Origin of the sequence: Paenibacillus tengchongensis, from assembly GCF_008973665.1 — a bacterium.
GTDB classification, from domain to species: Bacteria; Bacillota; Bacilli; order Paenibacillales; family Paenibacillaceae; genus Paenibacillus_AQ; species Paenibacillus_AQ tengchongensis.
Window position 1 is genome coordinate 1 of sequence record NZ_WACP01000011.1, and the last position, 26,315, is coordinate 26,315.

26 protein-coding genes are annotated in these 26,315 nt (G+C 52.4%); 12 read left to right on the forward strand and 14 right to left on the reverse strand.

Annotated features, from left to right (window positions below):
• Positions 1-291 precede the first annotated feature (291 nt).
• Positions 292-1,392 (forward strand): DUF4037 domain-containing protein, encoded by a 1,101-nt coding sequence (locus F1381_RS18060; protein WP_187355433.1) that lies wholly within the window; start codon positions 292-294, stop codon positions 1,390-1,392.
• Positions 1,393-1,467: 75 nt separating this feature from the next.
• Here F1381_RS18060 and F1381_RS18065 read toward each other — a convergent pair whose 3' ends face one another.
• A complete protein-coding gene (locus tag F1381_RS18065; RefSeq protein ID WP_151736244.1) occupies positions 1,468-2,454 on the reverse strand; it encodes a diaminopimelate dehydrogenase in 987 nt (328 codons plus the stop codon).
• Positions 2,455-2,684: 230 nt separating this feature from the next.
• On the opposite strand from F1381_RS18065, the gene F1381_RS18070 reads away from it, so the two are divergent.
• Positions 2,685-3,029 (forward strand): toxin-antitoxin system HicB family antitoxin, encoded by a 345-nt coding sequence (locus tag F1381_RS18070; protein ID WP_151736245.1) that lies wholly within the window; start codon positions 2,685-2,687, stop codon positions 3,027-3,029.
• Between the two features lie 26 nt (positions 3,030-3,055).
• Here the strand turns inward: F1381_RS18070 and F1381_RS18075 are convergent, their stop codons facing one another.
• From F1381_RS18075 to F1381_RS18085, 3 genes are all read right to left on the reverse strand, one after another.
• Positions 3,056-4,036, reverse strand: a complete 981-nt coding sequence (locus F1381_RS18075; protein WP_151736246.1) for a DUF4037 domain-containing protein — start codon at positions 4,034-4,036, stop codon at positions 3,056-3,058.
• Between the two features lie 192 nt (positions 4,037-4,228).
• On the reverse strand, positions 4,229-6,310 hold the full coding sequence (locus F1381_RS18080) for an ABC transporter ATP-binding protein (RefSeq protein ID WP_151736247.1): 2,082 nt from the start codon (positions 6,308-6,310) through the stop codon (positions 4,229-4,231).
• A gap of 30 nt (positions 6,311-6,340) precedes the next feature.
• Positions 6,341-8,089 carry an ABC transporter ATP-binding protein gene (locus F1381_RS18085; protein WP_151736248.1) on the reverse strand — a complete coding sequence of 583 codons (1,749 nt, stop codon included), beginning with the start codon at positions 8,087-8,089 and terminating at the stop codon, positions 6,341-6,343.
• 516 nt (positions 8,090-8,605) lie between these two features.
• Here F1381_RS18085 and F1381_RS18090 point away from each other — a divergent pair.
• Positions 8,606-8,923 (forward strand): HesB/YadR/YfhF family protein, encoded by a 318-nt coding sequence (locus tag F1381_RS18090; RefSeq protein ID WP_151736249.1) that lies wholly within the window; start codon positions 8,606-8,608, stop codon positions 8,921-8,923.
• 107 nt (positions 8,924-9,030) lie between these two features.
• Here F1381_RS18090 and F1381_RS18095 read toward each other — a convergent pair whose 3' ends face one another.
• Positions 9,031-9,546, reverse strand: a complete 516-nt coding sequence (locus F1381_RS18095) for an ADP-heptose synthase (protein WP_151736250.1) — start codon at positions 9,544-9,546, stop codon at positions 9,031-9,033.
• A gap of 120 nt (positions 9,547-9,666) precedes the next feature.
• Here F1381_RS18095 and F1381_RS18100 point away from each other — a divergent pair, with 120 nt between their 5' ends.
• The 3 genes from F1381_RS18100 to F1381_RS18110 all read left to right on the forward strand — a co-directional run bounded on the left by F1381_RS18100 (position 9,667) and on the right by F1381_RS18110 (position 12,507).
• Positions 9,667-11,415 (forward strand): ABC transporter ATP-binding protein, encoded by a 1,749-nt coding sequence (locus F1381_RS18100; protein WP_151736251.1) that lies wholly within the window; start codon positions 9,667-9,669, stop codon positions 11,413-11,415.
• 178 nt (positions 11,416-11,593) lie between these two features.
• Entirely contained in the window at positions 11,594-11,953 is a 360-nt protein-coding gene (locus F1381_RS18105) for a MerR family transcriptional regulator (RefSeq protein ID WP_246188094.1), read from the forward strand.
• The gene (locus tag F1381_RS18110; protein WP_151736253.1) at positions 11,953-12,507 is read left to right on the forward strand and encodes a hypothetical protein; all 555 of its coding nucleotides are present in this window, start codon (positions 11,953-11,955) and stop codon (positions 12,505-12,507) included. Before F1381_RS18105 ends, F1381_RS18110 begins: the two co-directional genes overlap by 1 nt.
• 193 nt (positions 12,508-12,700) lie before the next feature.
• On the opposite strand, the gene F1381_RS28395 is transcribed toward F1381_RS18110, so the two are convergent.
• The 3 genes from F1381_RS28395 to F1381_RS18120 all read right to left on the reverse strand — a co-directional run bounded on the left by F1381_RS28395 (position 12,701) and on the right by F1381_RS18120 (position 14,475).
• Positions 12,701-12,814, reverse strand: coding sequence for a putative holin-like toxin (locus F1381_RS28395; protein ID WP_187355434.1), 114 nt, complete (start codon positions 12,812-12,814; stop codon positions 12,701-12,703).
• A 201-nt stretch (positions 12,815-13,015) separates the two neighbouring features.
• Positions 13,016-13,459, reverse strand: coding sequence for a DUF441 domain-containing protein (locus F1381_RS18115; protein ID WP_151736254.1), 444 nt, complete (start codon positions 13,457-13,459; stop codon positions 13,016-13,018).
• A gap of 26 nt (positions 13,460-13,485) precedes the next feature.
• A complete protein-coding gene (locus F1381_RS18120) occupies positions 13,486-14,475 on the reverse strand; it encodes a YpdA family putative bacillithiol disulfide reductase (protein WP_151736255.1) in 990 nt (329 codons plus the stop codon).
• Positions 14,476-14,651: 176 nt separating this feature from the next.
• On the opposite strand from F1381_RS18120, the gene F1381_RS18125 reads away from it, so the two are divergent.
• The 3 genes from F1381_RS18125 (at position 14,652) to F1381_RS18135 (ending at position 16,628) form a co-directional block, all read left to right on the forward strand.
• On the forward strand, positions 14,652-15,248 hold the full coding sequence (locus F1381_RS18125; RefSeq protein ID WP_151736256.1) for a DUF2087 domain-containing protein: 597 nt from the start codon (positions 14,652-14,654) through the stop codon (positions 15,246-15,248).
• Positions 15,249-15,370: 122 nt separating this feature from the next.
• Positions 15,371-15,820, forward strand: coding sequence for a DUF3939 domain-containing protein (locus F1381_RS18130; RefSeq protein ID WP_151736257.1), 450 nt, complete (start codon positions 15,371-15,373; stop codon positions 15,818-15,820).
• 136 nt (positions 15,821-15,956) lie between these two features.
• Positions 15,957-16,628 carry an HAD family hydrolase gene (locus tag F1381_RS18135; protein ID WP_151736258.1) on the forward strand — a complete coding sequence of 224 codons (672 nt, stop codon included), beginning with the start codon at positions 15,957-15,959 and terminating at the stop codon, positions 16,626-16,628.
• A gap of 15 nt (positions 16,629-16,643) precedes the next feature.
• Here the strand turns inward: F1381_RS18135 and F1381_RS18140 are convergent, their stop codons facing one another.
• Both F1381_RS18140 and F1381_RS18145 read right to left on the reverse strand, forming a co-directional pair.
• Complete coding sequence (locus tag F1381_RS18140) at positions 16,644-17,933, reverse strand: MFS transporter (protein WP_187355435.1); 1,290 nt, start codon at positions 17,931-17,933, stop codon at positions 16,644-16,646.
• A gap of 23 nt (positions 17,934-17,956) precedes the next feature.
• Positions 17,957-20,197: a B12-binding domain-containing radical SAM protein gene (locus tag F1381_RS18145; RefSeq protein ID WP_187355436.1), complete on the reverse strand. Its 2,241-nt coding sequence runs from the start codon at positions 20,195-20,197 to the stop codon at positions 17,957-17,959.
• 790 nt (positions 20,198-20,987) lie between these two features.
• Here F1381_RS18145 and rsgA point away from each other — a divergent pair.
• Complete coding sequence (rsgA, locus tag F1381_RS18150; protein WP_151736261.1) at positions 20,988-22,076, forward strand: ribosome small subunit-dependent GTPase A; 1,089 nt, start codon at positions 20,988-20,990, stop codon at positions 22,074-22,076.
• Between the two features lie 62 nt (positions 22,077-22,138).
• Here rsgA and F1381_RS18155 read toward each other — a convergent pair whose 3' ends face one another.
• Both F1381_RS18155 and F1381_RS28400 read right to left on the reverse strand, forming a co-directional pair.
• Positions 22,139-22,765, reverse strand: a complete 627-nt coding sequence (locus tag F1381_RS18155) for an FMN-dependent NADH-azoreductase (protein ID WP_151736262.1) — start codon at positions 22,763-22,765, stop codon at positions 22,139-22,141.
• Complete coding sequence (locus F1381_RS28400; protein ID WP_187355437.1) at positions 22,765-23,103, reverse strand: hypothetical protein; 339 nt, start codon at positions 23,101-23,103, stop codon at positions 22,765-22,767. The genes F1381_RS18155 and F1381_RS28400 overlap by 1 nt, the downstream gene beginning before the upstream one ends.
• Between F1381_RS28400 and F1381_RS28405 the strand changes: the two genes are divergently transcribed.
• Entirely contained in the window at positions 23,096-23,233 is a 138-nt protein-coding gene (locus tag F1381_RS28405) for a hypothetical protein (protein ID WP_187355438.1), read from the forward strand. The two genes, F1381_RS28400 and F1381_RS28405, sit on opposite strands and share 8 nt — an antisense overlap.
• A gap of 136 nt (positions 23,234-23,369) precedes the next feature.
• On the opposite strand, the gene F1381_RS18160 is transcribed toward F1381_RS28405, so the two are convergent.
• Positions 23,370-23,612, reverse strand: coding sequence for a hypothetical protein (locus tag F1381_RS18160; RefSeq protein ID WP_151736263.1), 243 nt, complete (start codon positions 23,610-23,612; stop codon positions 23,370-23,372).
• 171 nt (positions 23,613-23,783) lie between these two features.
• Here F1381_RS18160 and F1381_RS18165 point away from each other — a divergent pair, with 171 nt between their 5' ends.
• Positions 23,784-24,419 carry a hypothetical protein gene (locus F1381_RS18165; protein ID WP_151736264.1) on the forward strand — a complete coding sequence of 212 codons (636 nt, stop codon included), beginning with the start codon at positions 23,784-23,786 and terminating at the stop codon, positions 24,417-24,419.
• A gap of 8 nt (positions 24,420-24,427) precedes the next feature.
• Here the strand turns inward: F1381_RS18165 and F1381_RS18170 are convergent, their stop codons facing one another.
• Entirely contained in the window at positions 24,428-26,146 is a 1,719-nt protein-coding gene (locus F1381_RS18170) for an alpha-amylase family glycosyl hydrolase (RefSeq protein ID WP_151736265.1), read from the reverse strand.
• Between the last annotated feature and the right edge of the window lie 169 nt (positions 26,147-26,315).

Here is a 26,315-nt window from a genome sequence, read left to right on the forward strand (position 1 = left end):
CCGTTCATGAGTAGTTTCCTATATTATACAACATTAACGCGGTGTCGTGTGAAATTAATATTCCATAAAGAAGGCTGTCGAGACTTTCTCGACAGCCTGAGAGCCTGGATAACCAGGCTCTTTTAAAAAATGAGTTGTATATTTTACCAAGACCTCAAACTAAATGATAACTGAAGCGGAAAGAATAGTCTAGTAATTTTTCCTGGAAATGCTAAGATGAGTTAACCGGTAAAAAATGATGCGGGTGCGCACCCTCTGCATGGACTGGAGATTAGCTTGAAGGGATTAGATTTGAGTGAAGCGTTTTACTGGGAAATTGTGAGACCGATCATTGCCAGGCGTTTACCACAGCTGCTTGAGCGGCATGCTGCAGGATTGATCGGATATGGTTCAGATGTGCTCGGCCATGACGATGACCTGTCAACGGACCATGAGTGGGGGGCGAGATGTCACCTATGGCTACAGGAATCAGATTACCAAGACTATGCGGGCCTTCTGAACCAAGCGCTCGATGAAGAACTGCCAATGTTATTCAAAGGGCAGCCCGCCCGCTTCTCGCTGGATGATCATCATCAGGTGCTGGTTCCTTATAACGGTAACCGCAATATCCATCATGTCGCCATTACAACGGTTAAGCGGCATAAACATGTGCAATTGGGTGTGCAGACACCGGAGCTGTCAACGCTCGATTGGCTGGTGATCCCGGAGCAAAAGCTGCTGGAGTGGACGAGAGGAAGAATTTTTACGGATCCTGTCGAGGAGATTACGGAACTGCGCAAGGTGCTTTCCTATTTCCCGGACGACATATGGCGCTTTAAACTGAAGTACGCCTGGAATTCCCTTCAACCCCTCTACATCGCGAGGCTGGCTGACCGAAGAGGCGATTCGTTCTCGGCACGGCTGGCTATCAATAGAATGGCTGAGAAAGTGGTCCAACTGATCTTTCTGTACAACAGGAAATACCGACCCGGCACCTACAAGTGGATTTCCAGGGAACTTCTGCAGAGCAGCCCCTTGGCAGAGCGGCTCGCCGGTCAGCTTGAAAGCGCTGTGCTAGAAGCTGATGTATCGCGAGCGGTTGAACTCATTGAAAGCGTTCTGAATGAAGTGGTGGATATCCATAACAAGCTCGGAGTAACGGGGCCTGTAGAACCTCAAGCTTCTGTGCCGTTAAAGAGGGGGATGCAAAGTTACTCTTATGATTATATAGAACAGGCATTGCTGTACTCCCTGCCGGAGGAGCTTCAGCATTTGGAGATTCCCGGAGCTGTCGACCAATTCGTTACGGGTGACGACCTATTGATATGGGCAGATCATTATACCAAGTTCAAGCCTGTGTTCCAAATGAAGTCAGATATAGAGAGAAACGGAATCGGAGATATGATTGTATAAATGGAACAAGGAGCGGTCCAACGGACCGCTCCTTGTTATTTCAGCGCTGTTGTACTTACAAAAGGACTGACATCATTACAGCAGCTCCCGCCGGAGCTCTTCCGCCGATTTAGGCGACAGATAGCTGAACGGAATGTCGAATACGGTCTTGGCGCCGCTTTGTCCTTCACGGTTCAGGCGGACGGCCGCTCTGGCATAAGCCACCAGCACACTGGCCGTAAATTCAGGATTGCTGTCCAGCTTGAGGCCGAATTCAACAATCTGCTTCTTGCCCTGTCCGGTCACTCCGCTGCGGATGACGAAGCCGCCATGCGGCATTTCTCCGTGCTCTTCGCGCAACTGCTCTTCAGTAATGAAGGTTACGGTCGTATCGTAATCGGCAAAATAATTCGGCATCGAAACGATCGCCTGACGAATCTCTTCCTGGTCCGCGTGCTCCTCGGCCACCACATAACATTCGCGCAGATGCTTCTGCCGCGTGGACAGCTCGGGCGTTTCGCCTGCCCGGATCTGTTCGATCACTTCTTGTACAGGAACGGTGTATTGTACGCCGCCCTTGACGCCAGGTACACGCCGGATGGCATCGGAATGGCCTTGGCTGACGCCTTTGCCCCAGAATGTGTAATCCGTTCCTACCGGAAGAATGGCTTCGGCAAGCAGCCGGTTCAAGGAGAAGAGACCCGGGTCCCAGCCGGTGGAAATCACGCTGAGGTGGCCGTTTTCTTTGGCGGCGGCATCGACGGTTTCAAAGAATTCCGGGATTTTGGCATGGGTATCAAAGCTGTCTACTGTGTTGAACATCCTGGCAAGCATTGGAGTCTGCTCAGGCAGATCGGTAGCGGAGCCACCGCACAATATCATGACATCAATGCTACCTGCATAACTTTCCGCTGCGGAAATATGCTCAAATTTCACTCCGGGGTGAGCGGAATGAAGCTGTTCCGGCTGTCTGCGTGTAAATACGGCTGCCAGCTCAAAATCCTGATTTTGTTCCAGGGCATGAATAACGCCTTTTCCAAGGTTGCCATAACCGGCAATTCCAACTTTAATGGTCATCGGGATAGTCCTCCTTAATCTGGGGTGTAATGTATGCAGCTCACACGATTATAACGTAGAATGGAAGATTGCACTACCCTTTTCACCAGTTACGGAGATCATTTTATGGATGAAGCACAGTATACCCCTCACGAATCTGGGATTTTGTTAGGAAAGCATGTTATTATTATATAGGCCCAGTGAACGGAATACCGATGTATCATAATAAGAAAGGCGACGATGGGATGACAAACTTTATGATGGACAACAACTTAGAATATTATTTGAACTTGCCCTACACCTTGGAAATCCGGGAAATTCATGATGAGTTGGGACACTATTTCTATGGGAATTATGTTGAGCTTAATGGATGCGAAAGCAAAGGAGATACGATCGAAGACTTAGTCTCTAATATGACGGATGCTAAGCTGGCTTGGATTTCGATCCGGTATGAACGCGGTGAACTGATTCCTGAACCCCAATCGGTGTATAGCGGGCAGCTTATGCTGCATCTTCCCCGGTCATTGCATCAGAAGCTTGCCATCAAAGCGCGGCAGGAGGGAATTTCCTTGAACCAGTACATTATATATAAATTAAGCTGACAAAAGCGTTGATAGCCAGCAGCTTATTATTGGTCCGCCTCCTTGTTCCAGCCCCATAAGCTCCACACCCAGAACTGTTCGGCGGAATACCCGTTCTGGACAGCCTTCCTGGAGCAGTCGTCGATCCAGTTCCGCCACTGCGGATGTTCCCAGGCGCTAAGACGCTCTGCCCACAGCAGTTCTTCGCCGGGATTCCCGCTGTACAGATTCACCTCAGGAAGCAGCATATGCCCCGTAATAAAAGCTTTATAAGATGTGATCAAGCCCGCTATGATCTCTACCCGCTCATTCCAGCGCTCCGATGCGGCAAGCTCATCCAGAGCGGAAGTGAAGCCTGCTGCTTCATCCGGCAGTTCCCCGAAAGCCCACCGTAAATGCGTCCGCCACGGGTAATACCGGTGGAATACCGCAAACCCGAGCCGGAACAAGCCCTCGATTACCCGGCCATAAATCAGATGCGCTTCAGCCAGCCTTTCCCGTAACACACAAGAACGCAGTTCGGCATAATCCTCCGCGATCAACTGCTGCAGTGCCCGGAGGATGCTCTTCTTCCAGAGAGGTTCCGGATAGAGGGAAGGAGCAGTAGCTGACCTTAGACGGTGCAGAATACCCTGCGGATCGTGAACAATCCGGTTGTACTGGACCGTGAATAATGATTCAAAGGACACGCTTTCCCATGGCAGATCGCCGGAGCCTTCGAGGAATGCCTGAGCCTTCCCGTCCAGCAGCCAGGACACGGGAAGGACCGAGATCACAGAGCCTTCCTGCTTCCAAGGGTTTGTCCGGGCCAACAGCCCGTTCAGCGACAGCTGCAATTGTCCTCCATAGGCCTTCCAGCGGTCATCGGGCAAATATACGGCCGCTTCCAGATCGGACAGGGGATCATCGATCCCCAGCCCGACAGAGCCCAGGATCATGAGACTCATCTCGGGAACAGCCTCAGGAAATTGTTTTCGGATCACCGGCATAACGGCATGGTCGAAATAGCGGGTTACCGCTGTGGACATCGTTATCTTCACTCCTCATTATCATTATTCATTAAGAAGGTATACTCGTTGTTAGTTGCAGGTATCATAACTGCCCGGCTGCGTTGTGTCTATGGAAACTTTCCTTTATAGCTAATCTTTGCATCAAAAAAAGAGACAAGCTCCCCCATAAGGAACTGTCTCTTGTTAGAATTGCCTCTGTTCTTAAATGAATCAGCCTTCGTTAATTGACGGCTGCAGCCGTGCGGCTGAGTGTTCCCCTGGCGCAGCTTCCGGCTGTCCGGAAGCACCGGCACCGAGCTGCAGCTGGTACATGCGGAAGTATCTGCCGCCCAGCGCCATCAGCTCGTCGTGGCTGCCGCGTTCGACAATCTCGCCGCGGTGCAGCACGAGAATCTGGTCCGCACTGCGGATGGTGGAGAGGCGGTGGGCGATGATGAAGGTGGTTCGCCCTTGCTTCAGCACCTCAAGCGCCTGCTGGATCAGACTTTCCGTCTCGGTATCGATATTCGATGTCGCTTCGTCCAGAATCAGGATCGCCGGATCGAAGGCCAGCGCCCGGGCGAAGGAGATCAGCTGGCGCTGTCCGGCGGAAAGGGTGCTGCCCTTCTCGACCACCGGCTCGTCAAAGCCCTTCGGCAGGTGGGCCAGCAGCTTGTCGGCTCCGACCTCACGCAGTGCGCGCTCTACCCGTTCACGGGAGATCCGTTCATCGCCGAGGCTTACATTGCTGGCGATTGTCCCGGTGAAGAGATAAGGGTCCTGCAGCACGATGCCCATATGGCTGCGCAACCACTGCTTCGGAATCTCCTTGACCTCCTGCCCGTCGATCGTGATGCTGCCGCGCTGCGGATCGTAGAAGCGGAACAGCAGGTTGATGATGGAGCTTTTGCCGGAGCCGGTATGTCCGACTAGAGCAACTGTCTCGCCGGAACGGGCTTCAAAGGAGATGTCACGCAGTACAAAGTCCTGCTTATAGGCGAACGAAACATCCTTAAAGACCACATTTCCTTTGTAGCGCGGCATGGAACCATCGGTAACCGGCTCTCCCGGCTCATCCATCAGCTTGAAGACGCGTCCGGCGGAGACCATGGAGGTGTCCAGGTTGGCCAGCTGGTTCACCATTCCGGTAATCGGCTGGAACAGCCGCCCGAGCACGTCGACGAAGGCGTACAGTACGCCCAGCGACACAAAGGTGGAACCGCCCATGCTGCCGAAGCCGAAGTAACACAGGATCATGACGAATGCGAAATTGCGCAGCGAGCCGACCAGATTATGCGAGGTGAAGGCGTTCAGGTTCAGCATCTTATTCTGATAGGTCATATAGTCGTCATTCAGCCGCTCGAACTCTTCCGAGCTCTGCTTCTGGCGGCGGAAAATCCGGATGATGGACATTCCCTGAATCGACTCGTTAATAATGGCGTTGATTTCACTGAGCCGCGAGCGGATGATGGTATTGTATTTGGTGGCAATTTTCCGGTACAGCACAATCCAGACGATAATAATCGGCACAATGAACAGGCTGACCAGACCCAGGCGCCAATCCAGAAGGAACAGCGCGATATACACGCCGGTGATATTGATGATGCCGGAGCTGAAATTGGATAATACGGCGATGAACAGATCCTTAACCGCTTCTGTGTCGTTGGTGACCCGGGAGACGACCTTGCCGGCAGGCAGATTGTCGAAAAAGTAAACCGGCAGGCGCTGGATATGTGCATACACATCGGTCCGCAGCTTGCGGATGACCTGGTTGGCCGACGACTGCAGCCAGTAGGTTTTGCCGAATTCGGCGAAGATGGAAATCACCAGGAAGACCGCGTACAATCCGACCAGCTCATAAATGCCGGGAAGCTCGGGTTTATAAAAAGCAAACAGCTCATCCGCCGACAGCTTCACGGCCGGATAGACGGCTTCGGTATCCCCGTTCGTGATCTTCACCATACCGTCGCTGTAGGCCCGCGTGCCGCTTTGCTGCGCAACAGGCTCGTTAATGAAATAGAAGCTTCGGCCAATCTGCAGCAGCCGCACCTCTTGGCCTTTCGTTTCTCCTTCGGCGAAGCGGTCGCCGCGTTTATAATATTGGTTATTATACTGTGCTGCCTCTTCGGAAGAATCTGTGGCGAAGTAGGGCCTTTCGATAGCCAGCATATGATTGTCGATCATACTCTTGGCGATAAACGGACCGGCCAGCTCGGCGGCTACCCCGATGGTTAGCAGGAGCAGGGCGGCGATAAAGGTTTTTTTGGCGGTCAGGGCGTACTGCAGCAGGCGTTTGCCTGTACTCTGTGTCACGGTGACACCTCCTATGCTGCTGGATGCAGATTATTCGTTCGTAAGATTATTCTCAACCTGCTGACGGTCGAATTGCTCACGGTACCAGCCGTTCTGTGCCAGCAGTTCCTGATGGGTGCCGCGCTCTGTAATCCGGCCGTCTTCCAGTACGACTATATGGTCGGCATGCTCAATGGCCGAGAGCCGGTGGGTCGAGATCAGGGTCGTTTTACCGGAGCGTTCCCGGCGGATGTTCTCGATAATTTGCGCTTCGGTCCGGGCGTCGACGGCCGACAGGGCATCATCGAGAATCAGAATTTCCGGGTTTGCGATGAATGCCCGCGAGATGGATACGCGCTGCTTCTGTCCGCCGGAAAGCGATACGCCGCGTTCACCGACCAGGGTATCCAGGCCGTCCGAAAGGGTGCCGAGATCGTTCTGGAATGCCGCTGCCGTGATGGCGGCCATAATCCGCTCATCGTCTGCGCCGGCATAGCCGAACTGGATGTTCTCGCGCACGCTCTTGGAGAACAGAATCTGCTCCTGCGGGACATAACCCATCCAGCTGTGCAGCTGCTCCAGCGCAATCTGCTCAATCCGTACACCGGAGATGAGGATTTCGCCCCGGCCGGTCGGATATTCATGAAGCAGCTGCTTGAGCAGCGTCGATTTGCCGCTGCCGGTCCGTCCAACGACGCCGAGGGTCTGGCCCTTCTCCAGCATCAGGCTGACCCCGCTGAGATTATCGACGGTCGAGGTCGGATAACGGAAGGTAACGTCCTTCAGTTCAATCCGTTTCGGTTCAGTTACAGCTGTAGGATGCGGCACATCCTCGACATCCGGCTTCGTGTTCAGCGTTTCGTCGATCCGCTCCAGCGAGGCACCGCCGCGCTGCATAATGTTGATCAGTTCGCCGATGGCGAACATCGGCCACACAATCATACCCAAATACATGTTGAAGGATACCAGGTCGCCAAGGGTAATCTGGTTGCGGAATACGAGATAAATGCCGTAAGTCAGCGCAATAATATAGCTCAGACCGACACAGAAGCGGATGGTCGGCTCGAAGAAGGAGTCTACCTTGGCCACGGCCATATTTTTGCGGTAAACATCCTCAGTAATGTCGGCGAACCGCTTCTCGTCCAGCCTTTCCTGTACATAGGCGCGGATGACGCGGACCCCCGAGACCGACTCCAGCACCTGGTCGTTCATGTCGCCGAAGGCGTCTTGGGCCAGGCTGTAACGGTCATGGATAGCTTTGCCGTAATAGATCATGGCAATGGCGATCAGCGGCAGGGGCAGGACGGCGGCCAGGGTCAGCTTCCAGCTGACCAGGAAGCCCATCGCCATCAGCACAACCGTGAAGTACATGGTAGAATCGACAAGTGTCAGCATCCCAAAGCCTACGGTGGTCGAGACCGCGCGGATGTCATTGGTCGCACGGGCCATCAGATCGCCTGTGCGGTTGCGTTCGAAGAACGCTGGCGTCATGGTCATCAGGCGGTTCATAAAGCGTGAGCGTAGCAGACGCTCCACTAGATTAGAGCCGCCAAACAGGCTGTGCATCCATATGTAGGTGATCCAGTAAATGAGGAGCAGCAGGGCCAGAATCAGGCCGACGTACGTCAGGAGTGAGCCGGTAGTAATCGAACCGGACACAATTTCGTCAATGGCGTTGCCAAGGAGACGGGGCGGCAGCAGTTCGAGTACGCCTGCCACAATTAGCAGGATCATGCCCACGGCGTAACGCCTTTTTTCCCGGCGGAAGAACCAGCCGAGGTCACGGAGAACGGAGAACAAGTGAATCGCTTCCTTTCGGGTTGATATTGGTTGTCTTTGTATTGAGGGCTTACGTAACTTGAAGATAGCGGAACATACCGGTTGGCAACAAAAAAGGCATACCATCCGAAAACGGACGATACGCCTGTGTTGATACAGCGGTTATCATGTCTGCGGTGATTATGGCAGCCGCAGAGCATGGAATTAGCATTCTTGCAACTAGGAGCGCGCCTGTTCCGGCGCAGCTGTCGCTTCAGAAGGATTCCACTATTCGGGCTGCATGGATATTCGGTTGGTTATTGCCGGCAAAGTATTGATCATCTAATTTAACCATAGTAAACACCATGCTCACCCTTTCATCAGTTTGGTAATAACTTGAAATCGCTCAAGTTCTGTTCCGATCTTATCATCCACTTAAAAGAATTGTCAAACATAATTTTGAACATATTGCGAAATAGCGGTAAGATAGAAAGCAGGCGAAGTTTGGAATCACGCTGATTTGGGTTATGATAACTGCATATGGAGGAGTTGACCACGATGATTATGACCGTTAGCCCCGAAGCGTCCGCCTGGTTCCGGCGGGAGCTCGGACTTCAGGACAAGGATTATATCCGCTTGTTTCCCCGCTACAGTTCGGGAGGAGGGCTTCATCCCGGATTTTCACTGGGAATCGCAAATGAGCGTCCGGCCCGCCCGGCGGTAGAGACCGAGGCGGGCGGCATTGTATTTTATATGGAAGAACAGGACTTGTGGTATATGGAAGGATACAGTCTGGCCATTGAATATTCGAAGGCCGAAGACGATATCGAATATAATTACAAGCCTGTGGCCGTAGCCGGAGGCGTGCAGGAATAACCGCTGCTGAGGTGCCGGAGCGCCAGAAATACTTAGCGGAAAGAACGAATAAGCCCTTGCCTCCAGGAGAAGGCAAGGGCTTATTCTGCTTAACGCTGCCGGGAAGCTCAGTGCGAGCTGCGGAAGGTCTCTTCCTCCATGGCGAAATCAAAATCGTCGATATCGTATACCTGAACAGGCACGCCGCCTTCGATAATCCGCTGGATCAGCTCGAACTGGTCGGTCAGAATCGGCGCCTTCTCCCGCTGTGAGGCCAGCAGCAGCTCGGTCTCGATAGGGTCGAACAGCTCACCGTAGGTAGCGTTGTCCACGCTGTTGATGATGGTGATCTGCGCCTGGTTGCCGAGCAGTATGCCAGAGCTCTTCGTCCAGGGAACACTAAGGCAGCGGTTAATTTTCTTGGCATTGAGCGGCTCTTCAAAGTAGGCGATCAGCTCGCTGATCTTGCGCTTGACATGGCGGTCATCATCCGCACGGTTCATTAATGGCTCGTCGCTGTCGCGCAGCTCGTAGAGTTCCATTACGGTGGTGTAAGGCACGATATATTCTACATGGCTGTTCGGCACAAGAAGCTGGCCGTAGATTGCCATCATGACGGCTTCCGTCACAAATTGTCTGGACATCATTATCCTCCTGAATTTCGGTGCTGCAACCTGCAATTGATCTTAAAAATATAAAAACATTGTGCGGCCCAAATGTCAACCATACCCAGTCAAGTAACAACGGAAAGGACGTAACATTCTGTGAAACTCTGGAAATCCTATTATCCTTTTGTCCGGCCGTATCTGAAGTGGATTGTGCTCACGCTGTTCATCGGAATGATCAAGTTCGCCATTCCTTTGACGCTTCCGCTGATCCTGAAATATGTAGTCGACGACTTGCTCAGCAATACGGTTCTGACCATGCAGGAACGTATCTCGAAGCTAATGACGGTGCTCGGAGGTTCACTGCTGCTCTTTGTCATCGTCCGCGGGCCTGTGGAATACTACCGGCAGTATTTCGCCCAGTACATTACCAGCAGGGTGCTGTTCGATATGCGCAACCGGCTGTACGCCCATATGCAGCGGCTTTCGCTGCGGTATTACCAGAACACGAAGGTCGGCGAAGCGATCTCGCGGTTTATCAACGACGTGGAGCAATCCAAGAACCTCGTCGAGGTGGGCATGATGAACGTCTGGCTGGATATGTTCTCGCTTGTGTTCGCGCTCGCCTTCATGTTTTATTTGAACCCGGTACTGGCCCTCGTCTCGATCGCCATATTGCCGCTCTACGGAATTGCTGTCAACCTGCTCTATAAACGGCTCAAGCTGCTCACGAAGGACCGCTCGCAGGCGCTGGCAGGCATTCAGGGTTATCTGCACGAGCGGTTTCAGGGCATTTCCGTGATCCGTAGCTTTACGATGGAGCAGGTGGACAAGCGGCAGTTCGAGGGCATCAATGGTAAATTTCTGAACAAAGCCATGGCCCATACGCGTTGGAACGCTGTAACCTTTGCCATTATCAACACACTGACGGACATTGCTCCGCTGCTTGTCATCGGCTATGGCGGATATGAGGTTATTCAAGGGAACCTGACGCTGGGGACCTTTGTCGCCTTCTTCGGGTACCTGGACCGGATGTATGCGCCGCTGCGGCGGCTGATTAATTCCTCGACCGTGCTGACCCAGGCTTCCGCCTCGCTCGAACGGGTGATGGAGCTGCTCTCTGAGACGTACGATATTACCGACAGTCCGGCTGCCCGGCCGCTGCTGAAACCGGCCGGCTCCATCGAATTCGAGCGGGTCTGGTTCAAATACGGCGAAGACCAGGACTGGGTGCTCAAGGATATCAGTCTGCAGATCCGTCCGGGCCAGACTGTCGCATTCGTGGGGATGAGCGGAGGCGGCAAATCCTCGCTCATCAGCCTGATCCCGCGTTTCTACGATATTTCGGAAGGCAGTTTGCGCGTGGACGGGCAGGATGTGCGCGGGCTGACGCAGGAGAGCCTGCGGCGGAGCATCGGCATGGTGCTGCAGGACAACTTTCTGTTCAGCGGAACAGTCAGGGACAACATTCTGTTCGGGAACCCGGACGCCGGCGAGCAAGAGATCGTGCGGGCTGCGCTGGCGGCGAATGCCCACGACTTCATCATGCAGCTTCCGGAGGGGTACGATACCGAGGTCGGCGAGCGCGGCGTGAAGCTGTCCGGCGGCCAGAAGCAGCGGGTGGCTATCGCCCGCGTGTTCCTCAAGGACCCTAAGGTGCTCATTCTTGATGAAGCAACCTCGGCGCTGGATCTGGAATCGGAGCATCTGATCCAGCAATCTCTTGCAGCTTTGGCTTCGGAGCGGACGACGCTGATAGTTGCCCACCGGTTATCCACCATCACCCATGCCGATCAGATCATCGTACTGGAGAACGGTGAGATTACTGAACGCGGAACCCATGAAGAGCTGATGCAGCTGGAGGGCAGCTATGCCAGGCTCTTCAATGTGCAGCGTCTCGATGGGTAAAGCGAAAACGGTTAAAGAGGTATCCCTGTGCGGGATGCCTTTTTGTTTGCTTTCAGCTTATAGTTACACTATACTGTAACTATAACACTGAACTGTAATTTCACTCTGGAGGTGTACTACAACGGATATCTACACGGCACAGCAGCTCGCCGATATTCTGCAGCAGGAGGACCCGGAGATGAATCTCCGGAAAGTGCGTTATTATACCCAGCTCGGCATGCTTCCGCCGCTGGAGCTGGCCGGGAATAAGCGGGTATACACCAGACGGCATCTGGACCATTTGCGGGCCATCTTGACGCTCTCCAAAAGCGGAGAGACCCTGGCGCAAATCCAAAGTAAGCTGGAAACGATGCCGGAAGCGGAAATCGCCGGCTTGGGCGAGCGCTTGCGCTTCTTTCAGCCGGAGCATATTCTGGCCAATGAAACGCTGGTGCTTAGTGAGGATGTCATGCTGACCCTAACCCCCCGCGTACCGGCAGAGCTAAGATCAGAAATTGTGGCTGCCCTGGGGAAAGTACTGAAAGGAGAGAAGCAGTAGTGAGTGAACACATTGCGAATGTGTATTTCCGCTGGGTAAAACCGCTGCTGGAGCATGAAGAGGGAATGAACCATTTATGGGTGCAGGTGCCGCCGATGGCCGGCATCAAAGCTGCATGGCTGCAGCTACAGCTGCCTGCGGGGATATACGCCGGCGACGGTGACGATGCGGGCAGGATGGATAGCAGCGGAAGAAGAATCTTGCCGTATCCCGATTCATCCAGTGAGCTGCTGTTTGCAGTATATACCGAACATCCGATAGCTTGCGGGATAACTGCAGTTATCCTCCGGCTTGATACAGAAGATGCTGCCGGTAACCTTAGCAGTGAAAGCTGGACGGTGCCGCTGCGGATCGTGGATGCAGCGGAAGCGGAACAGCTTGAGCTGGAGTTGGACGAAGAGCTGGTTACGAAGATTAAAGAACGGGCTGCGGGAAGGGATCAGGAGACGCAGGAAGACGAGCGGGAACTCCTCGACTGTACGCCGGCCAAGATTATCCGCTTTGAGGCCGGTCATCGCTCAGCACTGGAAAAGGAGCTCTGGATCGAAGGTTAATGGTCCATAATTTGTAAATTAACCCTTACTTCTGCCATCCGGGTGTGGTATAGTGTATGTAGTAAAAGCACCGCCAAGAGAGCCGTGCGCCAACACGGCTCCCTTTAAGCAATCAGCCGCCTAAAGAGGCGGAAGCAGAACGAACGCGGTTTAACACTCTGTGAGATAGGCCGCTGACCCGTTCAAGGGCGGCCTATTTCTTCATGTTTCGGTTATTGGCAACGACGATGGTCACGACCAGGGTCATCAGGGCGACGATAAGCGCACCAAAGCTGATCATGAGCGACAAAGCGTCTTTAACCTCCACAGAGCATCACCTCCCTGCCGGAAGATGCGCTGTCCGCCCTTGTAAGCGCTTCTATTGCTACTACTATCTTATCATAATGACCTTGTTTTTAACACAAAAATTTCCAATATTAGATAACATCAACCATCGGCAAATCAGGCTCCCGTCCATCTGTCTCAGCAGCGGACGGGAGCCTGATTATTGCCTGCATGTGAATTGGGATTAAATTCTGCCGATCAGCAGCGACAGGATGCCGGCCGCGATCAGCGGCCCGACGGGCACTCCCTTGAAGAGTGCGACGCCAAGCACAGTGCCAATCAGGAGACCGGCGACTACGGTGGGCTGGCTGCCCATGAGGGTGGCTCCGCGTCCGCCAAGGTAGGCAACCAGCATGCCGATGCCGATGGCGGCCAGTGACTTCCAGTGCAGAAAGGAGTGCCAGACCGTGCTGAGCGGAATTTTGCCGCTGGCCAGCGGTGTCATAACGCCGATGGTAAGGATGATGATGCCCACGGTCAGCCCGTATTTCTCCAGCCAGGGAAAAGTCTGCTGCAGCCCGAGCACCCGCAGCAGCAGAAGCACGGTCATGGCCACCGTAATCGGTGTATTGCTGCTGAGGATGCCAAGCGCTGCAAATGCCAGCAGCAGAAGTGAGGTGAGATCCATCAGAGGGTGCATCCTTTCTTAGGTGTTCAGCTGCCTGATAACCGTTTCGATACGATATGATCGGCAATCAGCTTGCCGTGGCCCCGGCCGGTCTCAATGAAGACCTCGTTGGCATTGCGGCCGGAGGCAATAACTCCGGCAACATACAGTCCCGTTATATTGCTCTCCATCGTAGACGGATTGAAGTGAGGCTTGTCCTGCTCATCGTTCATGTGCGCTCCTGCCGAGGTGAGCAGGGTACGGCTTGGACGGAAGCCGGTGAGCGCCAAGACGAAATCATTGTCCATTTCACTAGTCTCTCCGTCCGCGCCGGTAATCATTACCGAGCCCGGCGTAATTTCGGTTACGCGGGACTGCAGATGGAGCCTGATTTTGTCCTTCTGCACCATGCTTTCGAAGATCGGCCGTACCCACGGCTTGATGTTGTCCGAGATGCTCGCTCCGCGGTAGACCATATCGACCTCGGCTCCGACGCGAGTCAGCTCCAGCGCCGCATCTACGGCGGAATTGCTGCCGCCGATGACGACAACCTTCATTCCGGTATAGGGGTGGGCTTCGCCGAAATAATGCGATACCTTAGGCAGGTCTTCGCCCGGAATTCCGATCAGGTTCGGCTGGTCGAAATAGCCGGTGGCGATGACCACATGAGCCGCCCGGCGGCTCTGGCGATCCCCCTTGTTGTTCACGGTATGTACATTAAAGCTGCCGTCCTCCAGCTTGTCCACACTCAGCGCTTCTTCATAGGCCGCAATCTCCAGACCATGCTGCTCCGCGGCACGCCGGTAATAGACCAGAGCCTCGTGGCGGTATGGCTTGTCGTTGGGTGAAGTAAACGGCACCTCGCCGATTTCCAGAAGTCCGGTGGTGCTGAAAAATTGCATATTCACGGGATACAGATAAATCGAATGGACAATAAAGTTCTTCTCGATAATCAGCGAAGAGAGCCCCTGCTTCTGGCATTCGATGGCAGCCGAGAGGCCGCACGGGCCGGCCCCGATAATAATAACGTCTTTCATGCTTATACTGACCTCCCCGGGTGATTTGAATCGCAGTATAAATCGTACCGCAATTCTTAAATTTTTGCCAATACCGCCGAGGCTCATTGCCATTAGTTTAAAAATAAGATATAATTAGATATATATCTAAACTATATACTGCGACTACCATTATACAATTCTTGGGAGTGTTTCCGATGCAGCTCGATAAAATCGTCAATTACCATAAAGCGCTGGCCGATCCGGCCCGTCTGCGGCTGCTGCTGCTGCTGTCCAAGGGGGAGCTGCACGGCCAGGCATTGGCTGAGAAGCTGAACCTGTCGCAGCCGACGGTGACGCATCATGCCGCCAAGCTGCGTGAAGCCGCATTGATCAAGGAGCGGAGGGAGAAGAACACCGTGTATTTCTCGCTGAACCCGGAGTTTATCCGCGCAGGATCGGAGGCCTCGCTGAAGTTTATTTTTGCCAAAGGTGCAGAGGAGCTGGAGTCGCTGTCTCCGGAGAATAGCCTGAAGGATTCAGTGCTGCGCAATTTCTTCGCCAAGGATGGCCGCCTGCGGCAGATTCCTGCCCAATACAAGAAGAAGCTGATCGCCCTGCAGCATATGGCCGAGCAGCTGGAGCCCGGTACCGAATACACCGAGAAAGAGATTAACGCTTTCATTCAACAGTTCCACGAAGATTATGCCACGATCCGCCGCGAGTTTATTATGCACCATTTTATGTACCGTGAGAATGAAATCTATGAGCTGAACCCGCCGGAGATGTGGACGCGTTGGGAAAATGTCAAATAATTGGTTCAAATTTAAGGAGCTTTTGTGACAAATGCGAAGTCGTCTGATTATATTGTCCGAATAACGAATAAAATAGAATTGTAAGCGTTATCTGACATATTCTTCGAAAGGAGAGATTCAGTATGATCTTCAAACGCGCCAAGAAAACCCCTGAGACGATAACCGTTACTTTGCATCAGGTGAAACAGGCCGTCCGCCAGTTTGAAACGGATATGCCCGCACCCATTAACCGGACCGCGTTAATTATGGATGATAAAAGCATTGACTTAAGCCGGCTGAAACGCTATCTGGGCGGAGTGCCGGAGCAGAAATTCTATATGTCGCGCGAAACGTATGAAATCTTCGAGGAAACCGACAAGCTGGTACCTTACTATCTTGATCTGGTACAAACTGCTGTCGATAATTACATCAGCGACACCGGTAAACTTCCGCTGCTCGAGGATGCCTGGCTGCCCGAGGTGCATTACCGGCTGCTGGCGACGGAACGTTATCTCAAGGAAACGCCGCCGTTCCCGCTTTACATTACCGAAGACGAGATGATGCTGACGCACCGGCCGGAGCATTTCGGTTGAGACATGAACGCTGATGTACCCGCGGACCGCTTGAGCAGAAGGAGAAACCAATGCCTTTCTGTCTGCAGCGGTCTTTTCTTTGTCTGCAGCGGCATAGTACAATAAACCGAAACCAGCGGATAAGGAGACTTGGGCAATGGAAGAAATGAAAGGCATTTTGTTTGACCTGGACAACACGCTGATGGACCGCGACTCTACCTTCCGCGGCTTCAGTACGCAATTTGTGTGCGACAAGTTGGGTCATCTCGCCCCGGAGGAAGCGCAGCGCGTTGTGGAAGACATTATCGTACGGGACCAGGACGGATACCGGGACAAGAACGGCTTCTTCAGAGAGCTCAGTGACGTGCTGCCATGGGACACCAAGCTGTCTGCGGAAGAAATCCGCGATTATTACGAAACAAATTATGCGGGACATGGGGCAATTATGAAGGATGCTATTGATGTGCTGGAGTATTGCCGCAGCAAGGGCTACGTACTGGGGCTGGTGACCAACGGTGAACAAGCGATTCAGGACGGTAAAATCGACCTGCTCGGCTTGCGCAAATACTTCAAAGCTATCGTCATTTCCGGTGCGGTGGGCATCCGCAAGCCTGATCCCGCCATCTACAAGCTGGCCTTGGAACGGATGGAGACCGCGGCTGCGCATACCTTGTTTATCGGGGATCATCCCGTCAACGATATTTGGGGCGCCGGCAAGGCCGGAATGACTACCATCTGGCTGAAACGGAATCATGCCTGGGATGACAGCCTGGATGTGCACCCATGGAAGACGATTCATGAGCTTGACGAACTGAGAGCGAGCGTTTAACGGTTAAAAGCGGGACTATACAGACAGACTGGATTGAGTTGGTGCAGAGGATTGCAAGGCTTTCAGGTTCAGGCTTCGCAGTTGCGGATTGGACAAGCCAATCGCCAGGCAGACCCCAAACAGCACAGCCGCAAGTCCAAAGCATAATCCCGCGCCCAGCCAATCACCAAGGATACCCACCACACCGTAAGTTATAGGGATGGATACGTTAAATGCCATTGATGTGATGCTGTTGACTCTTCCGCGAAGCGTTGCCGGAACAAGCAGCTGAAACAGGGTGCTCATTGGGATTACGGTTACTGTGACCCCCAAACCGAGGATCAGGTTGCCTGCACACGCCAGCCAGAGGACAGGCGAAGCGGCGATTACGAACATGCCGATGCCCTGAATCCCGAGTCCGCACACAAACCATAGGCCAACTTTCTTGGGCGATATCCTCCCGATAAAGAGTCCGCCCAACAGCAACCCGACCGCAATGAAAGCATTGAAGATTCCCAGCTGCGTAGAATCCCCGTGTAATCTGTCTTGCACCAGCATCGGCGGAAGAACATTGCTCGGCCCGAGTGCGATGTTGCTCAGAGTACCGAGGAGGATAAGAAAGAGCAGAGCAGTCTGTCCCTTCAACCAACCCCAGCCCTCCCGGATTTCCGTAAAGATTGACGTGGAATCCTGGCGGGCTTCTCTTTGAAATTTACCGCGTTTCTTAATAAATTGGATCAGGCAAAGGGAGATGACAAACGTTACCGCATCCCAAACCACCGCTCCCGAATTTCCAATGACAGCTACAAGGATCCCGCCAGCCACGGTACCGACGATGCGGGTAATCTGCAGCGAGACCGAGAGCAGTGAGTTGGCGGTAAGCAAATAGGATTTATCCTCAATCAATTCAGGCAGCCAGGAGCTTTGGGAGGTGGCGAATATATTGCCTGTGATGGATAAGCAGACCGTAATCAGGTAGATATGCATCAGTTCAAGTCGACCGGTAATCATCAGCAGTGCAAGGATACCGGTGAGGATGGCTTGGGCGGCATCTGCGATCTGCATCAGCAGTTTTTTGTTCAGCCGGTCTACCCAAGCGCCGATGAATAACCCGAGCAGCATTTCCGGCAGGAACTTGGTGACGATCACTAGCCCGACCTGCAGCGAAGAGCCGGTCATTGAGTATACGAGCCAGCTGATTGCCAGATTATATAAGGAATCACCGAAGAACGAGAAGGTGCGGGCCATCCACAGGAAGCGGAAGTCCGGGTTCAGCTTCAGCAGCAGTCTGTAGTTAGGTTTTGCCGGTGTGACCTTCATTTTCATTTCTTCCTCCTGCCTTAACATATTTATGCCTCAGCCAAATTTACGACAACGGGTTCGGGAGTTCTTACACGCAAAAATCGGTTGCGGATACAGTGATGCCAGAGCTTAGTATGAAACTCCTTCTGTGTGGAATGAGCCAGCAGGTCCTGCAGGCTTAAACCATTTTTAAACCGCAGCAGGAAATCAATCATAGGCTCCGGAAAAGGGTAAACCGTTCCATCCCGGCGTACAAATAGCCTCTGTGCTTCTTGTTCGGCCTGATCTTCGCTGTTATCCGATTTAAAACGCTCCATAAGCTCGCTGAAGTTCTGGGCGGTAATCGCTATGCCGCTTTTTTCATAGTAATCATGAAATTTCTGCAAGTCCTTTTTGTTGAATAGTTGATTTACGGGAAGATGGTGTACATGATCCAGGATATATCCATTCAGCTCTAAAATACTCATTTCAGCAGCTTCGGGGTTGCCCGTACTACTGATAATCCTCAAAATGTCGGTCCCGTAACGGTCATGATAGAACATCGTGTGCGGTGAATCTACTCCGCCAACCCAAGGCCGGTCAAAATGATTGACGGTCAGGGCTGCTTTTGCTTGAGTGAGTTCTTTGGAGCCGTATCGGGATAAATGTTCAAGTAAGTCATCCTGGTCCTTGTAATGAAGCCTCCATGCAATATCTTCTCCCTCATAAGGACGAACGCCGGTAATACCGAAACGATCCGGTTCTCTCGCAACAATGGCACCTTTGGTCAGAATGAAATGGCCAAGCCCTCCGAAGGTCCAGTATTCTCTGATTTGCTCCAGTACAGCGGTGGAACTTAAAGCATCTTCTATCGTTTCTGTCGGAAAACCGGTAAATCCCATGATTTGCACACCAATTCCTGCATTGCTGAACATCTGAATGGTCTCTTGCAGACGATCCACCTTGGTTCCTTTATCGATCAGATTTAATATACGCTGGTTACCGGATTCGAAGCCTACCGATATGGCAATACAGCCGCTGTTATACAGCAGCTCGCATTTATCCGGCGACCAGTATTCTTCTAATCTGATTTCAGCGCTCCAACGGATATCCAGGTTCTCTGCAATGATTGCTCTGGCCAGCTTTAACAGTAAGGACGGGGCGAGCACATCTACCGAAAAGTATATATATTTATAAGAGACAGTGATTGTCCTTAGATCTTCCATGATTTTCTCGACAGTATACTGTCGCCATGGACTGGTGGGAGAATCGGTATTCAGGCCATAATCGCAGAACGTGCACTTGTTCCAATAACACCCGCGGGAAGGGGAATAGTAGACAAAAGGAAAAGGGGAAAGGTATTGGTCCCACGGCAGCTTCGAATAGTCGGGTACAGGCAAAGAGCAAATATTCTCATATCGGATTTCCGGGAGTGAACCGGAAGGATGCGCGAAATTCCCGGAAATCAACACGATATTGGCAGTCGATGGAAGCGGGGCATCATGGTTCAAGGCGTCAAGGACCGCAACAAAAGCACTTTCCCCTTCGCCAATGATGCAGGCGTCCGCGCTTTCGAAAATAACCTGGAATTGCGCTTTGTCGAGAATGTACTTCCAAAAATCCGATACGGCCGTACCCCCAAAGATCAGTCTTACTTCCGGAAGGCTTGTCCGGATATGCCGCGCCATACTTAAGGCAAACGGCATCTGGGCAATATAGGTAATGCTGATGCCTACAAGCGCATAATTGTTATGCCGGATTTGCGGGATCAGCACGTCTTTAAAATAAGAGCTGAAAGGCTGGGATATTCGTTCGGTAATTGCCTGGTCGCTGATATCCGCTGAGCTGAATAAATTATAGAAACCGTGGGTGTTCAGGCTAAACCCCTTGAATTGTCCCGGAAATGCATGTAATGATAAGGCATCCATCCAGAGTAAAAGGGTTTCTACAGCAACGGTATATTTAGAATAGTCGAAGAAATCTGCTTCCGACCGCAAGGTGCTTATAGCTGACGGCAGCTCAGCAAGAAAATCAATTCCTTGAACTTTCAGGGCGTAGTATAGTTCCATTTGCTCAATGGCTGAAGGGTTATCCAGTTTCTTTAAGATTTCCAAGCGGTTCTCAATCGCTGACATGGTTGCTGCAATTTGTTCAGGGCTCGTAGTATGTAACCAGGACTCGATATTGCTGTCGATGATATCAATGTCTTCAAACCCGAACTGCTGTGCAAAGGCTGCCAATGCGCATAGGCTATGATAGCCCGATGTAGGGTCACTGATAGGAGGATATATAAGTGCAGTTTTTAGCATTGCATTGCCTCCATTATTAAAGGTTACCTCCCCATTTATGTAAATGGGGAGGCTGTCAGATGCAATCATGTTAGTTGATGTTGATATTGTTATTGTCCGGTGAAAAGATGGCACCGCATTCTTCTGTAATATTCATGATGGATAACAACAATTCTTCTTCTTCTCGTTTCATATTATTCACCTCCCTTCTAAGAATTGAAGAGAGTATATACTAAAAAATGTTATTTACATATTAAAATGGTTATTGATAATAAGATTATATGGATATATAATTATTTTTAAATGAATACCATTAATTACCTTACAACTGCTGTTATATATCAGCGCACTTGACAGTTCTTCACTACAAGTCGTATGATTGCTGCAGAAATGATGGAAAGGAGACGATGTAATATGACAGTATTATCTGCAATTTCACCCCTGTCTGTTGTATTTACGCGTTCTCCGGGAACAGGTTCAGTCTAGCCGGAATTGATTCCGTTTAAGCTGTAACTTTTCGCAAGGTCTTTCATGCCGCCGGACAACGTTAGTGTTCCGGCGGCTTTTTGCTGTATTCAGCGTTTACAGATAGTGAGATGCTATCCGTACAATGACTCTGAAGTATGCCGGGGAATCCGGTTTCTCCAATCGGGAGAGGCCGGATTCCCTGCCAGCGGGCGAACCATTCCTGATCTTGCCTTTCCCGGCAGGAGGACTGTGACGCTCAAGCCGCCGGAATAACGAATCCGGCGGCTTCTTTGCGTTCCCGGACATGTAGCAGAACCCGAAAAAAACTTTTTGGAGGAATTGGATGAGTATAAAGGATTATGGCTGGAATAAACAATGGGAAGAGACTTGGGCGGCCGCAGCCTGCGGGCAGCCGGGCAAAGAGCTGGCGCCTGCACGGGTCGTCGGCGATTTCGGCAGCAAATACCGGCTTATGACCATGCGGGGCGAGGTGTGGGGCGAAATGTCCGGCAAGCTGCGGTATGCACTGACGGTGAAAGGCGCTTACCCGGCCGTCGGCGACTGGGTCGCGGCCGCGCTGCCGGCAAGCGGTGATCAAGCCGTCATCCAGGAGGTGCTGGCCCGACGCAGCGTTATTTCGCGCAAGGTGGCCGGTACGACACAGGAGGAGCAGATTGTGGCTGCGAACGTGGATACACTGTTTCTGGTCAGCGCCTTGAACGACGATTATAACGTACGGCGGATGGAGCGTTATCTGATCATGGCCTGGAACAGCGGCGCGACGCCCGTCATCCTGTTGACCAAGGCGGACTTGTGTCCCGATGCGGCAGAACGGATGACCCAAATGGAGCACGCTGCCCCCGGCGTAGCCGTACACGCCGTCAGCGCGCTGCGGGACGAAGGCAGAGAGACGCTTCTGCCGTACATCCGGCCGGGTCAGACGGTAGCCTTGACCGGTTCTTCGGGCTGCGGCAAATCGACGCTGGTGAACTGGCTCAGCAGACAGCGGCTTCAGCTGACCCAGGAGGTACGGGAGGATGACAGCCGTGGACGGCACACGACTACCCACCGCGAATTGTTCCTGCTCCCCGAAGGCGGAATTATTGTGGATACGCCGGGGATGCGGGAGCTGCAGCTGTGGGAGGATGAAGGTGGTCTGGACCTGGCGTTCGGGGATATCAGCACTCTGGCGGCAGCCTGCCGTTACAGCAACTGCCGTCATGACCGGGAAGAAGGCTGCGCCGTAACGGCGGCCGTCGCCTCCGGGGATCTGGAGGAGAAGCGGCTGCTGAATTTCCGCAAGACAGAGCGGGAGCTGCGTTACCAGAGCAGCAAGGAAGCGAAGCAGCAGCGCAAGACGGCTGCAGCGGCCAAACCGGCGGTGCCGAGGACGCGGAAGGTAAACTGGCGGCGGGAACTGGAGGAATATTAAGAAAGAGGGGCATCCGTCGCAAGAACGGATGCCCCTCTTTTATCTTCATCAAGCTTGCTAGATTAGAACTTGGCTGCTTCAGCTTTAGCCAGATCAAGGCCGGCGGCGATGATATTGGCGGATTCGGCAGGGTTCTGGTTATGTCCTTCGATGATCACTTGGGTAATGTCCTGGAAGCCCCAGAACTTCAGGTTGCCGACAATGAAGTTCACAGCCATTTCAGCAGCTGCGGCCGGACCTTCGGAATATACGCCGCCACGGGCGTTCAGGACAGCGGCTTTCTTGCCGGTGATCAGACCAACAGGACCTTCAGCAGTGTATTTAAATGCAGTGCCTGCCTGGTTCAGATAGTCAATGTAAGTGTGGAGAACTGCCGGAACCGTCATATTCCACAGCGGGAAAGCGAAGACTACTTTGTCGGCGGCCAGGAACTGGTCGATATATTTTCTTACAGTTGCAGCGCCTGCAGCTTCTTCGGCAGTTGCTTCGAGACCTTGGTTCGCTTTGAAAACACCGGTAATCAGGGTGTTGTCGTAGTATGGAAGCTGTTCGGCGAACAGATCCAGTTCAGTAACCTGATCTTCCGGATGAGCTTCCTTGTAGCTGGCCAGGAAGGCGTTGTAAAGCTGTACACTTACAGCTTGCTCTGCGGGGCGGTTATTGGCTTTGATAAAAAGTACATTAGACATTATGGTTTCTCCTCAAATATATATTTATTACTAACTATATTTAATATAGCATTTAATATTTCGTTTGTAAACTGCGGTCGAAACAAATTTTGTTTTCCTCGACAGGAGCCTGCTATTCTTCGCAAAGCCACCACATATTCTTTATAAGGCTGGGGATTTCGGCTAAATGCCTCAAGATATAGTGTAGCGGTGATTTGACAGGTTTTTTTGCGTTTTTGGGCAAGGTTTAAGCTGCGCGGGACCCGGTTATATAGGTCATACAAGGGGGGACAGGTAATCATTTCCTCTCCGCTCTGGCGAATAACCTTTACTGTTAAAGGAGCGATTGACATGTCCATTGACCGTTTTATTATTAAAAAATTGGACAGCTGTCACGAAGAGCATACACGGCGCAACTTAGTACAGTTGTTCAAGCTGCGGATTCAAAAAGCGGAAAAAGAAGAGGACCGTAAACACCGGATAAGCTGATGTTGAGTGATGCACAAATACACTGTGAATACTTAAGGCCATATATAGAGCGGGGCACATCTGGGGCGATGTGCTTTTTTTTATTATGTAAACAGCTTCTTTATCTCTATGTCTGTACAAAAAAACTACCCCTCTGTTAATAGAGGGATAGCGCCAATGAATCATTTTCACTGTAACTGTGCAATATAGCCTCAGAGCCTTTAATTTCTATACTGATAAGAGAGTTCAGACATTTTTGAATGGCACTTTTGCCTTTTTGGAATTTGAGCTCCAGCGTGCTGTTCAGGATGCGCAGCACCTTTTGGGTTGGTTGTTTGTTATCTTCGCTAGTGATATACACGGGTACAAGCTTGTTCTGAAATGTGATGAGTGTTCTCATATTGAAATCACCTCGCTACAAGTAATTCATGATAAGATGATACCTTGCTTTTCTTAATTTTACCTTAAAATTAGCTTATGATAACATAAAGATTGCAAGTTTCAGAGATAGAGCTCATGAATTCTGGGCCACTTCCGGATATTCTCCGAGAAGCCAGGAAGGATTATCAATGTGAAAACAAACGACGGGGTGGATTTGGCGCACTTTCTGTTTCCGGACGGAGCCGGAAAGGATGTGCTGCAAAGGGTATCCGCCGCAGACCGGATTTGCCGGTTAACATACACAGAAGGCGACTATACACAGGATGTATGCCTAGAGGTACATAAAGATCAGACGCTGGTTTCCAGTCTGCAGCAGGCGGATGCCTTTGCCTATGTTTTGCGGGACTCTGCTGAAATAAAGCGGGCTTGCTTCTATTTGTTCAACTGCCTGGATGCAGACGAGACTGAGGCGCCGGAGGCGCCGGCCTTGCTGCTGTCCAGGCGCAGATACGAGGAGCTGAAGGAGAAAGCGGGTTCCTACACCCTGTATTTTCTTGCCGAATGCCTTACCGCCGAAACCGGCGATCTCGTGCACTCGGCACAGCTGGCCCGGGCGCTGAAATGCCGCACCGCCGACGGCGAGCTGCGTCTTGGCTCGCGCAGCGGGAGCGGCTGGAATCTGCAGCAGGCCGGCTATATCGAGGATGCCGGAGGCGGATGGCTGCTGCGCATGAGCTGCCGGACCGGAGAAGACTGGATCGTTGCGGTCCCGGCCTCCAAAATGCAGATGAGTGCAGCCTTGTTCGAATGGGTCTGCTGCCGGTAAGCCGCTTACTACTCCAGAATAGCCGATGAATAAGGGCCCAGGGTAAGCTTGCCTGCATCGACTGCGGCTGTGCCTGGGATCATCTTGAGCACTTTGGAATAGGTGACGTTATTGCTGCCGCTGTGGAGCACAATCTCCTGCGGCTGGCCGCTCAGATTGTGCACCACCAGGACCTGCTGCTTGGCGCTGATCCGCTCAAAGGCCATAATGCCGCTGTTATCCAGCGCGTAGTCGCGGATATCACCGCTGTTCAGCGCTTCCACTTCACTACGAGCAGCGATCAGCTGGCGGTACCGCGACAGCAGCGAGTCGTCTTCCGCGGATTGACTCGCTACATCCCCTCCGCTGTTCCCGGCGTTATTGGTGCCCGGTTCCCAAGTGGCCGTTCCTGCACTTGCCGCATCCGCCGACCAGACCATTGGCTCCCGGATGCCTTCATCCGGCTTCACGCCCAGCATGCCGATTTCTTCACCGTAATAAATGAACGGATTGCCGGGCAGGGTGAGTAGCATGGCCGCCGCCGTCTTGGCGTGATCGGAGTTGTTCGCCAGCACACTCATCACCCGGTTCTGATCATGGTTGCTGAGGAAGATGGCATCGGTGAACGCACCGCCGGAAATCGTTGAGTATAGCTTGTAAGTCCTCTCCAGTGTAAAGGCGATGCCGCTGTTCGTCTCTGTCTTTGCGGAGTTCACCAGCGACTCGGCCAGACCGAAGTTGAAGCCGGAATCAAACGCCTTGTCCAAATAAGCCCCCACAGCGGTGGCTGAATTCTCCCAAACCTCCCCTACAATATAAGCTTCGGGATTGATTTCGTTCATGCTTGAGCGGAATTCCTGCCACCAGGCGACGTTTTTGTCTGTGGTCGCTTCGCTTTTGTCAGACAAGAGATCTTCATAAATATGCTTTGCGGCATCCAGACGAAAGCCGTCCAGCCCAAGCTCCAGCCAGAATTTCCCGATATCCTTCATCTCAGTACGAACCTCGGGCTGATCGAAGTTCAAATCCGGCATCCCGTCCCAGAATACCCCTAAGTAATGGCTACCTAGTACAGAATGCCATGGATTGCCGCTGCCTGTGGCACTTGAGCCTGATGGCGTACGGCCGCTGTCCTCTGCCCACACGTACCAGTCTCGATGTTCGCCCCCTTTGGCAGCATCGACGAACCAGGGATGCTCTTTGGAAGTATGATTGACCACCAAATCCATGATCACCTTGATTCCCCGCTTATGCGCCTCCCGGATCAGTTCCTTCATGTCTTCCAGCGTACCGTAATCGGGATTGATCGTCCGGTAATCAGTTACATCATAGCCGTGGTAGCTGGGCGAAGGATTGACCGGCATCAGCCAAATGCCGCCGACCCCGAGGTCGTCTGTGGTCGCCGGGTCGCCGTCGTTCAGATAATCCAGCTTTTGGGTCACCCCGCGGAGATCGCCGATGCCATCCCCGTCGGAATCATAGAAGGAGCGGACAAAAATCTCGTAATAGACTGTACCCGGCTGCTCATCAACGGTTAACGCAGGTTGCGTAGGACTGCTGGCGGCGGCAGGGCTGGCGGCCACAGAGACTTCCGGTGCCGCCGAAACGGAGTCTGACGCTTGCGCAGTTTCTTTGTCCGGATGATTCCCGCTGCCGGAACAGCCGGCCAGCAGCAAAGCTGTTGCCGCCAAGGCGGCAGCCGATTTGCGCAGAGACGAATGGGACCATGGGCTGTGCTTTAAGTTCATAATGATGAACTCCTTCCTGAATACTTGCTTCATTTATATAGAGTAAGCGCTTCACTGCTATATTAGATGAATTCATTAATTAGGTAAAACGTTTGCACATGGTGAATACAACGATTTTTAGCTGATTTAAGCTAATATTAAGGTTAAACGTATTTTTTGCTCCTTAATC

Bases quoted from the DNA above. Each gene is read 5' to 3' on its own strand.
- F1381_RS18135 (WP_151736258.1), top strand. From the start codon at position 15,957: ATGGAAGAAATGAAAGGCATTTTGTTTGACCTGGACAACACGCTGATG.
- F1381_RS28405 (WP_187355438.1), top strand. From the start codon at position 23,096: ATGTCCATTGACCGTTTTATTATTAAAAAATTGGACAGCTGTCACGAA.
- F1381_RS18120 (WP_151736255.1), bottom strand. From the start codon at position 14,475: ATGAAAGACGTTATTATTATCGGGGCCGGCCCGTGCGGCCTCTCGGCT.
- F1381_RS18160 (WP_151736263.1), bottom strand. From the start codon at position 23,612: ATGAGAACACTCATCACATTTCAGAACAAGCTTGTACCCGTGTATATC.
- F1381_RS18075 (WP_151736246.1), bottom strand. From the start codon at position 4,036: ATGTCCACAGCGGTAACCCGCTATTTCGACCATGCCGTTATGCCGGTG.
- F1381_RS18125 (WP_151736256.1), top strand. From the start codon at position 14,652: ATGCAGCTCGATAAAATCGTCAATTACCATAAAGCGCTGGCCGATCCG.
- F1381_RS18170 (WP_151736265.1), bottom strand. From the start codon at position 26,146: ATGAACTTAAAGCACAGCCCATGGTCCCATTCGTCTCTGCGCAAATCG.
- F1381_RS18105 (WP_246188094.1), top strand. From the start codon at position 11,594: ATGAATCTCCGGAAAGTGCGTTATTATACCCAGCTCGGCATGCTTCCG.
- F1381_RS18130 (WP_151736257.1), top strand. From the start codon at position 15,371: ATGATCTTCAAACGCGCCAAGAAAACCCCTGAGACGATAACCGTTACT.
- F1381_RS18095 (WP_151736250.1), bottom strand. From the start codon at position 9,546: ATGTCCAGACAATTTGTGACGGAAGCCGTCATGATGGCAATCTACGGC.
- F1381_RS18155 (WP_151736262.1), bottom strand. From the start codon at position 22,765: ATGTCTAATGTACTTTTTATCAAAGCCAATAACCGCCCCGCAGAGCAA.
- F1381_RS18090 (WP_151736249.1), top strand. From the start codon at position 8,606: ATGATTATGACCGTTAGCCCCGAAGCGTCCGCCTGGTTCCGGCGGGAG.
- F1381_RS18070 (WP_151736245.1), top strand. From the start codon at position 2,685: ATGATGGACAACAACTTAGAATATTATTTGAACTTGCCCTACACCTTG.
- F1381_RS28400 (WP_187355437.1), bottom strand. From the start codon at position 23,103: ATGGACATGTCAATCGCTCCTTTAACAGTAAAGGTTATTCGCCAGAGC.
- F1381_RS18140 (WP_187355435.1), bottom strand. From the start codon at position 17,933: ATGAAAATGAAGGTCACACCGGCAAAACCTAACTACAGACTGCTGCTG.
- rsgA (WP_151736261.1), top strand. From the start codon at position 20,988: ATGAGTATAAAGGATTATGGCTGGAATAAACAATGGGAAGAGACTTGG.
- F1381_RS18115 (WP_151736254.1), bottom strand. From the start codon at position 13,459: ATGGATCTCACCTCACTTCTGCTGCTGGCATTTGCAGCGCTTGGCATC.
- F1381_RS18145 (WP_187355436.1), bottom strand. From the start codon at position 20,197: ATGCTAAAAACTGCACTTATATATCCTCCTATCAGTGACCCTACATCG.